This is a genomic window from Flavobacterium cheonhonense (assembly GCF_035671315.1).
In the GTDB taxonomy this organism is placed as follows: Bacteria; Bacteroidota; Bacteroidia; order Flavobacteriales; family Flavobacteriaceae; genus Flavobacterium; species Flavobacterium cheonhonense.
In genome coordinates this window covers 121,996-138,928 of record NZ_JAXAVY010000006.1, presented here as the reverse complement: position 1 = coordinate 138,928, position 16,933 = coordinate 121,996, and the positions used below count along the sequence as shown (strand labels likewise).

Here is a 16,933-nt window from a genome sequence, read left to right as displayed (position 1 = left end):
TTACAATGATAACATTGAAAATTTAGTCATTTCAATCAACAATACAACTAAAAATGTAAATGTAAATTGGCTTTCTGAAAATGATAAAATTTACAAAATCAGAGTGTATAACTACAATAATAATTCATGGTCATCATTCACTAATATCAGTTATCCGCAAAGTAATTTCTCTTTTCAATATAACAATAATGCCACAGTCTGCAGCAAAAGATATAAAGTTGAAATAACTCCTGTTTGTTCAGGGGTAGATGGATTTTCTAATACTATTGTTTTTGAAGTCCCTGATATTCAAAACCCTTCTCTAACATTCTTCTCCACTACTCAAGACCAAGCGCTTTGCAGCGGTTTGAGTTATACTTTTACGGTAAATGCTATTTATCCGGGTACTTCTCCAACTTATCAATGGAAAATCAACAACAATAATGTTGGAAGTAACTCACCTGAATTTACCACATCTGTGTTACAGAATGGAGATGTTTTAAGTTGTCAAATTATCAGTAATGAACCTTGTATGTTATCCCAAACTGCCGTAATATCAAAAACTGTAACAGTTACGCCACAACCTTGTAGTTTAGCTAATGAGGAACATAACATACAACTAATGGAGCTATACCCTAATCCTGTTAAAGAAATTTTTACATTAAAATCAAACGAAGTCATTAATAGAGTTTGCATCTACAATATTCTTGGACAAAAAATACTTGAAATCCCAGCATCAAAAACAGAGTTAATTATTGATATTGCTAATTTCTCCAATGCAACTTATTTTGTAAAAATATATACTGAATCATCAGCAAAAACAATAAAAGTGATAAAAGAATAGAAAACTGAATTAAATAAATATTTTAAGTTCTATAAAGCCACTCGAAGTAATGAGTATTAACCAAAATTTTATAAAGTTAATACCATAAAAACATTTAAAAAAAAATTAAACCTAATGTAAATTTATTGTATGAAATCTAAATTATCTCTTTTAATCCTAATACTTCTAATAATAAAATCTTACGCCCAATGCGTAAATCAACTTTCAACTTTTGGACAACACAACATCATGTTAAAACAAGATGGAACAATATGGTCTTGGGGATATAATGATCATGGCGCTGTAGGTAACGGAACTTATATTGACGTCAATGTACCAACACAAATTGGTAACGATAATGATTGGAAAAAAGTTATGGCGGGTTTCAGTTTCACTATGGCTATAAAAAACAACGGAACATTGTGGTCATGGGGATATAACGTTTTTGGGCAATTAGGTATTGGGGATTTAATAAATAGAAATGCTCCCACACAAGTTGGCAATGCAACAGATTGGAATAAAATAGCTGGGGGTAGTGAACATGGTATAGCTATCAAAAATAATGGATCATTATGGGCTTGGGGATATAATTACTATGGTCAAATTGGTGATGGAACTTATATTACAAGAAGCTCACCCGTTAGAATTGGTACAGAAAATAATTGGAATAAAGTTTCTGCAGGCACCTCACATTCATTAGCGATCAAAAATGATGGATCATTATGGGCATGGGGAGATAATCAATATGGGCAACTTGGTGACGGAACATATGTAAAGAAAAATATTCCAACTCGCATAGGAACAGCTAATGATTGGGTTGAAGTGATATCTGGCGCATGGCATACTTTTGCCTTAAAGTCAGATGGTTCATTGTGGGGATGGGGGCTAAATTTACACGGTCAGATAGGAGATGGAACAGTTGTAAAGAAAAATACTCCGGTGCTAGTTAGCGCCTCAGGTGATTGGCTATACATAGCGCCTGGGGGAAACCATACTTTGGCCATAAAAACAGACTTTTCAGTTTGGGGTTGGGGTTATAATCAACAGAGACAGTTGGGCCATGGTACAAACACAGATTACCATACACCGCAATTAGTAAACAATATGCATGAATGGAAAATAGTATCCGCTGGTGATTGGCACAGCATCTTTGTAAAACAAGATGAAATGTTTTCTGTAGGAAGCAATACCGACGGTGAACTTGGCGATGGAACTTTTACAAGCAGACCTAACTTACACAGCATAGGGTGTGCAGGTGGGACTTTATCTCAAAGCCAAGCAAGTTTAGATAAACTAAGCATATACCCAAACCCTACAAAAACATTTTTAAACATTGAATTTTCAAACTATACTATAGAAAGTATTCAGATATACGATCTACAAAATAGACTTATCCTTACTGAAAAACCATTTTCTAACAAACATAATATTAACGTGGAAAAACTACAAAATGCAACTTACGTGTTAAAGATAATAGCTAATAACAAATCTTGGAATCATCTTTTCGTAAAGAATTAGAGTAGAGAACGATTGCAAATGCATAGAATTTATTTTGAAACTTTTGCTTTAACAAAAAACAAACTTTAGAAGATGTTTCAAATTAGCTATTCTTATATCTTGATGTAATTATTATTCCCAAGATGTAAAATTATGTCTCTTCTGATTATTCAAATTTTAACTTCATTAAATCACGATGTAATCGTTAGTACTTCAGGCGTAGTAAGAAAAAAATTCTCCAAAATATACTCATCTTCCGGTAGTGCTTGACACAACACAGCTTCCCTCATTTTATCCAACAATTCCGCCTCTTCATAAGGAATCAAATCCAGCACAATCCCAAGCACACCGCTTATATTCACCATTGGTTCAGGTATCCGGTTGCTACTTGTTTCCCCCTCCAATGCCAGCATACAAACTTTCGTAATATCGGCTATCAAATACATCACATCCGAATATCCGGAAAGGTTCAATTGAATAGTGTCCCGCTTCTTCTTCGGGTTTTGTGATTCCAACAACACAAAATGTTTTTCGGCCAGTTGGCGTAAATTATCGGGGAAATAAGTAATTCTTTCCATAAAAGTTATTTTATAAATTATTAATAGTCCCGTAGGGACAACATATCGGTAGAAAAAATGTCAAAAAATCCAAAATCCCTTAGGGATGATATTCAGTTAGTATTCAACAGCTCAAGCTCAGTTATAACTAAAACCGTTGACCCATCCAAAAACTGCTGGCAGTTATCCAGCAAAGTCTCAAAATCACTTTCATCAGCATTAAGTCTGGTACAGTGAATCAACATACTGGGTGGGGCACAAAGCATTTTATAACGTTTCACCGCTTCGGGTGTTTCCCTGTCAAAAACTTGTGATGGCAAATCCGTAAAATGCCCACACAGTTGCAACAAGTAGTTTAGTCCAAATTCATTGGGGCTATACCCCATAAAAACCCTGATTAGCCCCAAAGCAAGCTGCACACTAGCAATATTCAACAGCGCTACCCTGCAGAGCGTTACTTCTGCCTGCGGACTTTCTTTAGCGGCTTGTATGTTAAACTGTGCTACCGCAACACATTTATGCCAAAACCGGATATCGCTTTCCAAATCACGTTGTGGGTTGTGGTTTAGTATATATGGTATATTAGCTTTATCAAGGCATAGCCGCTGACCGTTACGGAACACTTGGTCAAAAAAACATTCCTGACTGCCTCCTTTGGTTTTAAGATGTCTGGGTTTGTGTAATAGCATAGTTGCAGTTATGGTTCTGTTAGTCCGCTCCGCTATTTCGTTCATCAGGTGTGTAGCAGTTACTGAAACATCACAAATCACAAGTATGTAAAAGTGGGCTTCTCGGCTGCCAAACACATATATACTGCAAGGTCCAGCTAATTTCACTACAATCTCCTGCAGCTTTTCGGTTTCGGCTTTAGGTAACTTAATTGGTTGCATCGTTTCTAATTTTCCATGCAAATTACCCACTCACTAAGCGGTACCAAACCAAAACAGTTGGTATACTACTAAAACCTGAGGTAATTTACTAATACAATTATAACGCTTCACGCATAAAATTTTTAGTTCAGTTGATTGATAATTAAATAAATAAATTCCTTATTTTAGACTACTAATACAGAAGTAAGTGGATAATAAAATAGACAGTAAATTTTTTAAAAATTACAATTCCTGGGTATTTGGGAACACATTCAAATTTGGTAATCTTACCAATCAAAGGGTTGTTCCCGAATTTGTTAATTCTATTAAGCGACTCCATTTCAAATTTGGACACAATAAAATAATTCTCGATTTTTCCGAAGTAGAAAAAATCTATCCCTACCCTACAGCGGCAATAGCAGGATACATTCATTATTTTAAAACAATACTACATATCGAATTTGAATTCATCAACCCTCCAAAATACCTTGATGCAATACATTTTGGAGAACCTTATAAAGTAAGCGAAACTACTATCAATAAAAATGACAATTGCCTCGATAAAATCTGGTTGTTTCAAAATTCAGATGAAGTACATACGTTGGTTAATGGTCTTTTAGCAAATATCAGAACAGCTATAGAATGTGAAGCTGGTGTTATTGATGCATGCACCTGGGGGCTAAACGAAATTATGGATAATGTAATCCAACATTCCGAAGCAGAATGTGGTTTTGTAATGGCAGCAGTGCATAAAGCTTCCAAAAACATTAATGTTTGCATTTTCGACTACGGGATTGGGATATTCCGATCATTAAAAAAATCAAAATACCACAACCCAAAAAATGCCCCCGATGCCATTTCTTTAGCAGTTCAGGAAGGCGTTACTCGCGATAAGAAAATAGGACAAGGTAACGGAATGTGGGGGCTTTATAATATCGTAACGCTTAATGCCGGTGTCATGAGTATAATATCCGGCAAAGGAGGGCTAAGTCTGATAAAGGGCAACATGAAAACGTTTACCGAAATTCAAATGCTTAGCCCAAAACAACAGGCTACAACCGTAAATTTCAATCTCAATCTTAACAAGGAAATCTCAATAAAAGAAGCATTAAAAGGTCATGAGTTAACAGATATGTATATCGAAAATATGGAGGATGAATATGATAGAATAATATTCAAAGTTGCCGATGCTACCTCTGGAACCGGAACAAGACAATCTGGATTAAAACTAAAAAATGAGGTAATCAACCTCTTCAAAAAAACAAAAAAACCGGTAATTATTGATTTTTCCGAAATTGGAATTATTTCTTCTTCATTCGCCGATGAATTCATCGGTAAAATGGTAGTCGAATTAGGCTTTTTCCAGTTTCAAAAGATTTTCACGTTAACCAATATGAATGAAACAATACAAACTATTGTACAACGCTCCTTAAGCCAGCGACTAGCACAGTCGTTATAATTTAACATAGTATTGTAATTTATTGGCTAATAATCAGGTACCTTTGTACTAAAGTTATACTAAAATGTACATTTTTACAGAAATGTATACTTTTTTATATACTTTTTTGGCATTTTATTTGTATTTAAATATAAATGTAAATAAATTTGCACCCCAAGGAACTTCTCCAAGAGATGTTATGTTTATTTTATGAACGCTCTGATTTCCTTGCAAATAGTGGCTACAAATAACAAAAATAACGGCTCCCTTTGGGAGCCTATTTTTTTGTGCTAATGTGAATTGTCAATTAAAAAGTATACTTTTTGCATTTTTATTCTTACTTTCGTTATACCCACTTCTAAACAAATACCACAAAGATTTTAATGATTATCATACATAAGAATATTGTAGCTTTTACAATAGTCTTTATTACGTTATTTATTTCAATAAAAATATGACCAAAAAAAAGCCATTTAAATTAAAGAAAAAAGAACGAGTATTTTTGGCATACACGTTTTTTATTTGTGCTCTAATTTCATTTGCGTCTATTCTGATATTAAAACAAGTTTACAAAGGCACTCCGGCACAAGATCTCGCAACAGTAATTGGTGGTATTTTAGGAACCTCATTATCTTTTTTTGGATCCATACTCGTTTATAAAGCATTGAGATCACAGATAAAAGCAAATAAAATAATTAGTGACCAGTTCAAGATACAACAGTTTGAATCTAAGTACTATGAAATGCTACGCTTACATAAAGAAAATGTAAATAATTTACAGATTGAGTTAACTGATATTGAATATGGCGGTGGCATAAGCAAAAGGACTTATGAACTTAAAGGGACTGATGTGTTCGTATTATTTTGTTTAGAAATTGAAGAGATATTTAAAACGATATTACCCCTCCGTATAGATGTAGCATACTCGTTTATGGCTGCCTACGCTATTTTCTTTAACGGTAATTATGCCGATAATGAGGAGGAATATATCAAAGCTATACAAAACATTAGAACTAGACGATTATTAAACAAAAAATTTATTGAACCTTTTCAACCTGAAGGTAATGTCATATATTTTGATACTGTAACAAACTATGAACTACTTCAGGGTCACTCCGAAAAATTATCCCAATACTTCAGACATTTATTCCTTACAGTCAAATTTGTAGCTAATCAAGATGAAAACTTTATTAATTATGACGAAAAAAGGGAATACTTAAGGATGTTAAGAGCTCAAATGTCCAATTACGAGCAGGTGCTACTATTCTACAATTGGTTCTCTGGATTCGGAAAAGAATGGGAAAATGATAATAATAACTTTTTCACAGATTATCGAATGATACATAATGTGTTTAGAGCTTTTTTAATTCAAAATTCATACGTACAAACCAAATATGAGAATTTAAAAACAACAGACTACAGAAAAATAAAAAATAAATTTGACGATGATCTATTTGAATCAGAAAGATGGAATGGGTAATCATGAAAGACCTTTAATCAATTACCACCAAATAAACCAGTCTTAAGAGCAAAAAAGAAATAGCAAAACTCTTTATCTGTTATTTTTTTCTTACTTTCGTGTTGCCCTCATCGAAAACAAATACCACAAAGTTTATCGGTAATTTACCGCTTTGGCTTGTCATTAATATTTTGACGAATCAACAGTTTATTTATAATAATTGAAAAATCGATTTATATGTCGTATACAGGTTTTAACAGAGGTTCAGAATGGAGGAAATGGGATCTACACATCCATACGCCGGAAACAAAAAAAAATGACCAATTTGAAGGTAATACAATAGAAGAAAAGTGGAAAAAATATATTGAATCAATAAATGAATCTACTGAAGATATAGCTGTGGTAGGCATCACGGATTATTTTTCTATTGATAATTACTTTAAATTTAAAGAACATGTTAAACAAGGGAAAATTACAAAGAAATTTAATTTGATTCTTCCAAATATAGAAATTAGGGTTACCCCGGTGACAGGTTCTGCCACCCCGATTAATCTACATTGTATTTTCAATCCTCAAATTGAAAACCAAATCGATACTCGATTTCTTTCTAAGCTGAATTTTTCATTTTCGGGAAGCAATTATTCAGCAAAAAAAGAAGAACTTATAAGGCTTGGAAAATCACTCCCAGGAAAATCAGGAATTAGTGATGAAGAAGCGTATAGCGAAGGAATTAATAATTATGTTATAAGCATTGACACAGTCAGAGAAATATTTGAAAAAGATACAGACTTGCGAGAAAACACAATCATTGTTGTCTCAAACAAAAGCACAGATGGAGCATCTGGAATTAGAAACCACGAAAATTTTTTTATTTCATCTAGTCAATCGCAATTAGACGCAACAAGGTGGTCTATTTATCAATTTGCTGATGCCGTTTTTTCTTCAAGCGAAAAAGATTATTTATATTTTATAGGTCAAGGTCCTGATGACAAAAAATCATTGATTGAAAAATGCGGTAAATTAATGCCTTGCTATCACGGATGTGATGCACATGAAAATTCAAAAATTTTTAAACCCGACCTAAATAGGTTTTGTTGGATAAAAGCCGACCCCACGTTTCAAGGGTTGAAACAAACTGTATACGAATGTGAAGACAGAGTTAAAATCCAAACAATTAAACCAGATATAAAAAATGATAGATTTATCATCGATAAATTACAATTTATCGATGATGGTAAATTATTTGGAAATCAAAATATCTTTTTGAATGAAAATCTTAATGCAATAATTGGCGGCAAATCTTCGGGCAAATCACTTTTATTATATTCCACAGCTAAAAGCATTGATCCGGAACAAGTTGACAAAACTTCTAAACGTCTAGGATTTGAGGGGTATAACTTTGGCGCTAATCGATTCGACTTTAAAGTCATTTGGAAAAACGGTGATGAAGATTTATTAAGTGATATTCACGGAACAAAAAATCACAAAATAACTTATATCCCTCAACTATACATCAATTATCTAGTCGAAAAAAATAATAAGGAGGATTTAAATTTATTAATTAAAAACATCTTACTTCAAGATTCGAAATTTAAGATGTTTTATGACAGAAAAATAGAATCTATTGAAAATGAAACTACTGAAATAGACAGATTACTTAATGAATATATTAAGACGAGAAATGAATTATTGGTATTGCAGCAAAAGAAAAAAGATATAGGACTATCGGCTAATATTAAAAGTGGATATGAAAAAATAGAACAAGAAATTTCGAAAGGACAACAACTTTTAAATCTAACTCCAGAGGAAATTTTAAAATATAATCAACTTTTAAATCAAAAATCTATTTCAGAAAATAAATTAAGAGTATTAAATATTGAAGAAGTTACTCTAAACAAGGTTATTACTGAAATACAAAACTCTAAATTTAATTTATTAGGTAAAAGAAATGATCAAGGGATTGTAGAATTAAAAGGTCAAATAGAAAGATTATTAGATGAGTTAGTAGAAATTCCTGAATACATTATAAACATAAGAGCCAAAATAGAAGTCGATTACAATAAATTAATCAATAACGTAAAACTAGACATATCAAAATTAGACATTGCTAACAACAGAATTAAAACAAACTTAGAAATAAGTTCAATAGATGAACAGTTAAAGCCTTATGCTGAAAAATTAGCAGGTCAGAAAGAGCTACAAAAACTAGGAGAGCAACTTCAATCTGAAAAAATAAAATTCTTAACCGCACTTGAAAACGAAAAACAGTTTGAAAATCTATTTGCAGAATATAAAAAAATAAGAGAGCAGATATCATTCCTGTTAAAAACTAGAAATGAATTATACAAACAGATAGAGTCTGAAATTAATAACTCAAATAATGTAATTGGAAAGGATATACAATTAAACTGCAAGGTTATCTATAAACTTTCAAAATTTGTGCTGAATGACCAGACAAATAAAGTTTCTATTGGTAGCGAACATTTTTATAAAACGTTAATTGATCAAGAATTTGTCAATTACGATTTGGTTGCTGTATTCTTCAAGAAACCATTAAGATCGAGTGACGACAAGTTATATTATAATGACAATGAATTTATTCCTCTAAAAACAAAAATAAACTTTGAAGATATTTTAAGAGGCTTAGTTAAGGATAATTTAGAACTTGATTATACAGTTACGTATAAAGGAGATAATCTATTAAACATGTCTCCTGGTAAGAAAGGTACTGTTTTGCTAATTTTATTTTTGCAAATCAGTTCGTATGAGTTTCCGATTTTAATTGATCAACCTGAAGATAATCTCGACAACAGAACTATATATGAGCTGTTATGTCGTATGATTAAGGAAAAGAAAAAGGAACGGCAGATTATTATCGTATCTCACAACGCAAATTTGGTAGTTGCAACTGATACTGAAAATATAATTGTTGCAAACCAAAGAGGTCAAGACGGAGAAACAGAAGTAACTAATTATCGATTTGAATATGTCAATGGGTCACTAGAACACTCTTTCGGAAAACAAATTAACATATCAGTGTTAGAAAGCCAGGGTATAAGAGAACATGTTTGTGATATTCTTGAGGGTGGTGATGAAGCATTCAAACAAAGAGAACGGAAATATTCAATTAAATAGAGTTTAAAAGCAATTCTACTTGATGCCAAATTTAATATCGCCAACTGAATTAGAATATCAATCACTCATTGACGATTATTTTAATTACTATCTTCAATTTAATTTAGTACACATCCATGAAACCGTTAGAATCTTAGAGGCCAATGATCTTCATTACAAATATTTAAAGTTAGAAAATCAACAAAGTGAACTTCTATCTGTAGTAAGACTTAAGACTGTTATTTTTTATGACCAAAAATTTTATTGCATAAATAAGTCTAAATCAATAATTCTAAATCAAGGTTACGCAACTTTATTGTATGAATATTGCTTTAACAATTTAAACAGACCAATTATATCAGACAGTGTACAAACAAAAGGCGGTTCCTCTGACTTATGGCATAAATTAATAAGCAAGGATAGGGATTATCAAATATTTAAATACTACACAAATACAAATAAGTATGTAGAGTTAAAGAATGGATATAATCCTTATTTAGTATGGGGTATTGAAAATGCTCAAATTTTGGCAGAAACTCCAGCGTATGTCTATGAAGATTTAGATTATGATGTCAATTTTGAAAAATCTGAAATTGATGAAGTATTTGAATTAGATTATCCAAATCTTTCATTATCTACAGACTACATAGACCCCAAGTTAATTCAATTCATCGAGGGAGGAAAAATTAAAGACCGATATCACGTTAGATTGGTTGTAAAATAATAAAAGATTTTAAAAAAGAGGCTCTCGCCTCTTTTTTATTTCTTCAACTGCTCCAATAGTGCAACCTTATCTTTCTTCGTCTGCAATAATCTTTCATAAAGCTCAACTATCTTATCAACGGCAGTAAAACTAGGTTGAATATTAATTATTTTAAATATCTAAGTTCATTTTAATCAACTCATAATCCTTCAGTATAAGACAGCCATCCATTCCTGCAATCCCTAAATTGCAAGGTTCAGAAAATGGTCTCATATGAATTTCACGCCTGACTTTGTTTGATTCGACTATAACATGAGGATAAATATCTCCAAATTGACTTGCAGTAATATCAATGATATAACTTTTGTATTCCAGCCACGCATGGCTAGTATTACAATTTTGAAATGTAGTATGACAATAACATATGTTTTCTAGTCCTCTTTTAGTTAAAAACAATCCTATAAGTACTGAAGAATCTCTACAGCAACCAAAAGGAAATTTTTGAAATATAGAACTCTCATTTTGTACTTTCAGAATTGAGTTTCTGATTTGAGTACATAAGTTAAATATTTCTTCTATTTCACTTTGCAAAAACTATAACTTGTCCTTAAACAACTTCTCTAAATACTCAAACTTCTCCTTTTCTGAGGCTAATAATTTATCATATAGCTCAACTACTTTATCAATAGGATTGAAAGTACAACCATAATTAATAACTGATGAATTATCACGAAATGTATTTGAAATAATATTTAAAACTATATCTTCATTAAAATTCTTAATTCCCTCCACTGAAACCTCCAAAGCCTCAGCAATTTTCACCAACACTTCTTCCTCCACTTCCTCACTGTTTTCAATATTGCTAATGGTTTGTTGGCTAACGCCTATGGCCAAGGCAAGCGCTTCCTGCTTCATACCGCGCAACTCGCGTATTTTACTTATCTTACGTCCTATATGGCTTGGTTTAGCTGATGTTTTCATGGTCTTATGTTGTAAAGTTAACGAAGTATCCTTTTAGTGTTTTAAACAAAAATACGAATTTCATCCGTAACTCAAAAGTAAAACAAATACTATGTTTTTCTATAGTCAATTCCTGTAAATTTGTTATTCAATAGAATCACATTATTATTTAGAAATTGAACTCTCCACGGCGATTACCGCCGCTAAATAGCTACTCTATAAATTAAAAAAACAGAATGGCAAAATCTTTTATAGGTAATAAAATGATAATTTGTCTCGATCAATACTGCACAAGCGGGATGTTTGATGACCAAGGGAGTAAAGATTGGAAAGAAATATACAGTCTTTTACTCGAAGGTTACAAAAAAGATAAATTGGTCTGTCCTATTCCCTACGAACATTTCCTCGAAACCTCCCAAAAAGATTATGCTTCTGGTGTTAACACCATTAATTCCTTTCAGACTATCTCAGGAAACTATATCTTCAAGTTTGAATTACTGCCTACTACACAACTGATAACTTCAGTATTGCGTAAAAATAATCTAACGGCAAATACCTTTTTCTTCAAGGATAAAGAACTCATATTTAACTTAGATGATAATTACAACAAAACCGCAGATTTCAAAAAAAAGTTTAAGGCTACCTTTGATGAATGTCTCGATGGACAGAATCAGTTTAGAAATGTTACCCGCACTCTTAACTACACAATTGATATAAAAATGTTGCAAATCATAATGCAACTCGAGGTAAATAAATTTATTGACCGCTTACAGGATTTTTATAAAAAAGAAAGAACTGTTATCCGGGGCGATAAATTTGGCAATAAGGAAATCGCAAACTGGATTGATTTAATCATTCACAGGCTGGTGGTCGTTCATAAAATGAATAAAAAGGAAATTTCAAAACTCTTGGAATATGTAAAATTTCATGGTTTTAGTAAGTTCCCTCATCTGGATATACGAACATCACTCATGGCACTTAGTGCTGTTCAGCACAAAAAAGAACAGGAGAGCGACCATTTTGATTTTATGCGTTTAGTTTCGGGGCTGCCACCATCAGATTATCTCTTTACAGATAAACGCAGAAAAAATGAATTATTATTGTTAGGCCTTGACAAAAAATACAACTGCAAAATATTCTCCGGAACTAAAAAAGATCTAGAAGAATTCAAAGAAATCCTCCGTTCAATTATCGAATAGTTACACTCTCAAACCTATATATCCTACTCTTTCCAAATCGCATCTTACTTAACTATTTAACGGCTTGTTAATTCAATCCGATTCTCTTTCAATTCCTCCTGTTAACATTCCATTCTCCAACTCATAAAATCCATATAGTGTAAGTCTTCCCGGTCCTTTAGGCGCCTTGTGGCCTCCTAGTATGAGTTTCTCTGCCGAAACTCGCCACAATAACGCATACCCATTAGCATCCAGCCATGTTTCTATCAAGTCCCTCCTTACCAAAAGCCCTCGGTAACTTGCATTTGAAACCGATGGGTCAAAACAGGCCAGGTTGCCCATCTCATCCATAAATTCGCCTTCTTTGTCTGAAAACCGCAGTTTGAGTCCATTAAAAATCAAATCTGTCGGCTTGTGATAAGCTATGCTTTCAGTTTTACTACAATCAAACTCCTCCTCCCATAAAAAGTATTCCGAAGTACGATGTACTTTTCCCGCGAAAATATTTTTAGAATCATAAATTTCAATCCATTTTTCACCTGAAAAATAGGGCTGCTCAAAATAATAAAATGCATTTGACCAATAATATTCTCTACTAAAAATTTGATACAAGGTCCTTATCTCAGGAAGATCATATCTTTTGTTCAAACGTACTGCTGCCTTTATCTTTTTGATATCATTTTTGTTAACCACATAAGCATCCGCCCACATGGCTAGCCGTTTTTGTTGACTCAGATAACGGTCTTCTTCTAACGGCTCTTCTTCAACCCAAATAGGATTGTTGTCCAGCCAAAGCCATTCTACCCCATTCTCGTCTACCGCCTTCAGCAAATCAATTCCGGTTGGTATATCAGACAAATCCTCTATCCATTCTTCAATATCAGCCTCCAAATGGATATGATGCTTTTTAAACCACCAGTGAAAAGGGCTTTGCTTATAGGATACTGCCTTGGTCTCTTTAATAATAATTGTAGGATCAATATCCCTAACATACGGATACCATGGTCCACCAAACTTTACAGGCCTGTCCTCTTCCCAGCTCGATTCGTCAACAAGCTCACATTGGTCTGATACGCGGGCAAGTAATTCATAAAAAACAATCCATTGGTACTTTTTACCTATACGTTCCTTGTATCCTCCTCCTCGTCCACTTCCCTGAACCGAATCAAATGCTGTAAAAACCTTTGGATCATATCCCAATTCAAAAATTCGCTGTACACCGTAATTGCTAAGCCCATCAACATCAACAGCAAAATTTCTTAATGCACTCTGAAAAGTATATCTCCCGAAATCTCCATACCTCGCTGTACCTCTTCCATATTCAGTAGTCATAGAATTGATAATAGCAGTAGCACCCCAGGAATCACCTCCGTACCTTCTTTCTTCATCTTCAGGCAAGTACTTTTTGTCAATTTCCTCATTAGTAGGAAACTTTCTTGGAAGACGCTCACTTTTATATTGCGGACGAACTTTACTTACTCCTTGTTCAAAAGATACTCCATTAGCTATGCCAAATTCAATGATACCTCTCGCATAATCACGCAATAAAATATGAGGATATACCTTTTTTTGGTCAAAAACCTCTAAATAAATGTAACTCGCAAGAGCCTCAATCCATTCTAATTTCTTTGACCGTAATACCGCACCATAAGCGGCAGCATAAAGGCGTTCCAATACATAAGGATCATTGACTTTACTGAACTTTTTCAGGATTTCCATTATTATCTCTGGCCGTCCTTCAAACAAGCACACCAAAGCTTTGGTGGTAGCATCACGTAAATACCTGTTGGCACTCGTTAAAAACCATCCTAACATTGTGGCACCCAAAATCAGAGAATCACTACTTACACTTTCCCTGGAGTCTCCGTTCCATGACCAATCAATCAATCGCATAACCGGATTGCGTTCTGAATCCTCTCCATACTTGTCCTGAAGCCATATTGTCCAAAAAGCATCTCTTTTGGCCAAAGGTTGCGAAATCAAAAAACGATGCAGACTATCACCATTAAAAATAAAATTAGACTTCATACCGAAGGAAATTATTGTTTTCAAGAAATGTGAGAACAGATAGTCGTCTTTTGCAATTACCTTATTAACGTAGTCAGTGGCTGCTTTGCCAATAGCATCCGTTTTTCTCCATCCCAACGAATTAATCCAGCTTAGTGCCACAGAGCGGTACTTCCTTACACTCGGGACAAGCTCAAAAAGTTCTTTAGCAGTACGCTCAGGAAGTTGAATGATTAAAGCTTCAATCAGATTCCTGTTCATTCGTAAGGTTTTTTCATCCTTAACCAATTCATAAAGTCTTCCTGAAGCAAAGGATTTTTCAGGTTGAGAAATATCCATGAATTTATCTAGCAGATACGAAACGATAAGATGATCCTGAAATCTTTGATATCCAAAATAAACTACCTCAAAATCTTTCCTTCCATTCCACCTCAAATCTTTGTTGAAGATTCCTTCCGATATCAACCTTTTTAAAAAAGGCTCGGGATGAGAACACTTATTTTTAAAAACCTTGTCCACTATTTTATCAGCTTCAGTGTAGGTCACAAAATCCACATTCTCATCCACCATTTTCTGAATTACTTTATGTACAACTTTCTGAACCAATTGTTTGCCTTCCTCATAATATAGGCCATCAGGCAAAGACAGTTTATAATTAACCGAATCCAGATAATACTCAATTATAGTTGTTAACCCCTCATAACCATCCGGAATCTCGCTGAGACCCCGAACCTGCAATGATTTACAAAATAATTTTAAAAACAACGGATTATGAAACTCCGGGTTAAGAACAGGTGTCGACGGCTCTAAAATACCATAATGCTTGAAAAATTGTTTGGTGGCTTCATATTCCTGTGATGCAAAGCCTTCATGTTCAATCCTCAAAATCAGTTTTTCGTTGATCTCATCCTCTGGCGCAATAAGATCAGCATAAGTATCCCTAACCGTCAGTACAAGGCCAAGCCATTCGTAACTTAGAAAGTTCTTTGTAAAACTCTTAAGCCTTTTTGGCCAAACATGCCGTCCTTCTCCCTCATTAAGCGCATCGATGCAAACAAGTATCCTTTTTTGCATACTTTCCGCTTTGGCATTCAATGCACCAAGAAATTGAAATTCATCCAGATTGCTTTTCCGCAACTGATTATTAAGTATCTGTGTCCATGGCATATCCTTACTGCTAAAGTTCTCTCCTAACAGAAACAAACTAATCTGTCCATTCCTTTTCCTCAGCCTCACCATGTCAGCTAATAAATGTGATTTGCCAATACCGGCTTCGCCCGTTAAAAGTAAAAAAGGATGATTGGTTAAATAAAATAAATCACTTTTAAAGAAATAAGATAAATTTTTAAGGCTGTTGGTGAACTCATAAACCTGATTTATCTCTCTAGAAAATGGACGGTTAAAATAGTCTGTTTTATTTTTTTCCCTTTCATCTCTTAATTTGTATAACTTTTCAATAATAGTATCAAGGAATAATCTTATAGTATTAATATGATTTACAAAATCGCTGGTTTCAATAAGTCGACTATTAAAATCAATAGAATTGTACTCTACTTTAAATATAGCCATCTGTGATTCCATTTTGTCCAGATGCTCTTTGAACAAATCTTCAGTCAGGCTACTCTTGGCAGAACGGTATTTTTCAAAAGCTCTTTTATACAGTAAATCTGACTGATTTTTGATTGTCTCGTTACGGGATAATCCATCAAATAAATTGGATATCGGCAATTCCACATTAAGCTCTGCACTATATCTTACCCCCAACGCTAGTGTACTTTCTTCATTTTTATTATCAAACCATTCATCAAGAAATTCTTCTTGGTTAAACCAAAAATAAGCGAGCCCTTCATTTTCTTTTTTACTTAAACGTGATATCAACTCAAAACTACCCCATAACGTAAAGGTCACGTCCATTCCTTTCGATGCAGCATAACTTTTCCATTCGGATATCATTTCATCCCATTTTTCCAAAGCTGATTTTTTGCCTTTTATTTTTCCATCCGGCAAATCAACAGGTAGTACAACATAATAAACAACCAATTCTGGATGATGATCTATGGCAGTTTTCACAGATTCATCAATCTGCTTCCATTGAGTAGTAGTCAAACTGGAGGTAAAATACTTTGCTTGCCACATATGTAGTTTACCATTTTGCAGTTTCCGGTAACATTCCTTACCACCATCAGGTTTTCCAATCCTTCTGAATGCCCCGGCATCCGCAACAGGTTCTCTCGCAACCAACTGGCATACCAACTCCTCAAAACCTTCATTTAAGCTGTTATGCAACGGCCTTATGTTGTTCCAATTTACAGTAATCATGTATGAATCTTTTACTAAATAATCTGTTAT

General features: G+C 33.6%; 12 protein-coding genes. 7 read left to right on the top strand and 5 right to left on the bottom strand.

What is annotated here, in order from left to right; translation table 11 throughout:
- A partial coding sequence (locus SK086_RS12315) for a T9SS type A sorting domain-containing protein (RefSeq protein ID WP_324691964.1) occupies positions 1 to 823 on the top strand: 823 nt, incomplete at its 5' end.
- 129 nt (positions 824 to 952) lie between these two features.
- Positions 953 to 2,320, top strand: a complete 1,368-nt coding sequence (locus tag SK086_RS12310) for a T9SS type A sorting domain-containing protein (RefSeq protein ID WP_324691963.1) — start codon at positions 953 to 955, stop codon at positions 2,318 to 2,320.
- A gap of 170 nt (positions 2,321 to 2,490) precedes the next feature.
- Here the strand turns inward: SK086_RS12310 and SK086_RS12305 are convergent, their stop codons facing one another.
- The gene (locus SK086_RS12305; RefSeq protein WP_324691962.1) at positions 2,491 to 2,877 is read right to left on the bottom strand and encodes a hypothetical protein; all 387 of its coding nucleotides are present in this window, start codon (positions 2,875 to 2,877) and stop codon (positions 2,491 to 2,493) included.
- A 92-nt stretch (positions 2,878 to 2,969) separates the two neighbouring features.
- Positions 2,970 to 3,746, bottom strand: a complete 777-nt coding sequence (locus SK086_RS12300) for a hypothetical protein (protein WP_324691961.1) — start codon at positions 3,744 to 3,746, stop codon at positions 2,970 to 2,972.
- Between the two features lie 187 nt (positions 3,747 to 3,933).
- On the opposite strand from SK086_RS12300, the gene SK086_RS12295 reads away from it, so the two are divergent.
- The 4 genes from SK086_RS12295 (at position 3,934) to SK086_RS12280 (ending at position 10,460) form a co-directional block, all read left to right on the top strand.
- Positions 3,934 to 5,184: an STAS-like domain-containing protein gene (locus SK086_RS12295; protein ID WP_324691960.1), complete on the top strand. Its 1,251-nt coding sequence runs from the start codon at positions 3,934 to 3,936 to the stop codon at positions 5,182 to 5,184.
- Positions 5,185 to 5,617: 433 nt separating this feature from the next.
- The gene (locus SK086_RS12290; protein ID WP_324691959.1) at positions 5,618 to 6,643 is read left to right on the top strand and encodes a putative phage abortive infection protein; all 1,026 of its coding nucleotides are present in this window, start codon (positions 5,618 to 5,620) and stop codon (positions 6,641 to 6,643) included.
- 216 nt (positions 6,644 to 6,859) lie between these two features.
- On the top strand, positions 6,860 to 9,757 hold the full coding sequence (locus SK086_RS12285) for a TrlF family AAA-like ATPase (RefSeq protein WP_324691958.1): 2,898 nt from the start codon (positions 6,860 to 6,862) through the stop codon (positions 9,755 to 9,757).
- Positions 9,758 to 9,776: 19 nt separating this feature from the next.
- Complete coding sequence (locus SK086_RS12280; protein ID WP_324691956.1) at positions 9,777 to 10,460, top strand: hypothetical protein; 684 nt, start codon at positions 9,777 to 9,779, stop codon at positions 10,458 to 10,460.
- A gap of 150 nt (positions 10,461 to 10,610) precedes the next feature.
- Here SK086_RS12280 and SK086_RS12275 read toward each other — a convergent pair whose 3' ends face one another.
- A complete protein-coding gene (locus SK086_RS12275; RefSeq protein ID WP_324691955.1) occupies positions 10,611 to 11,030 on the bottom strand; it encodes a hypothetical protein in 420 nt (139 codons plus the stop codon).
- A 3-nt stretch (positions 11,031 to 11,033) separates the two neighbouring features.
- A complete protein-coding gene (locus tag SK086_RS12270; protein ID WP_324691953.1) occupies positions 11,034 to 11,420 on the bottom strand; it encodes a helix-turn-helix domain-containing protein in 387 nt (128 codons plus the stop codon).
- Between the two features lie 215 nt (positions 11,421 to 11,635).
- On the opposite strand from SK086_RS12270, the gene SK086_RS12265 reads away from it, so the two are divergent.
- Positions 11,636 to 12,598 carry a hypothetical protein gene (locus tag SK086_RS12265; RefSeq protein ID WP_324691952.1) on the top strand — a complete coding sequence of 321 codons (963 nt, stop codon included), beginning with the start codon at positions 11,636 to 11,638 and terminating at the stop codon, positions 12,596 to 12,598.
- Positions 12,599 to 12,670: 72 nt separating this feature from the next.
- On the opposite strand, the gene SK086_RS12260 is transcribed toward SK086_RS12265, so the two are convergent.
- Positions 12,671 to 16,903 (bottom strand): ATP-binding protein, encoded by a 4,233-nt coding sequence (locus tag SK086_RS12260; protein ID WP_324691951.1) that lies wholly within the window; start codon positions 16,901 to 16,903, stop codon positions 12,671 to 12,673.
- Positions 16,904 to 16,933: the final 30 nt, after the last annotated feature.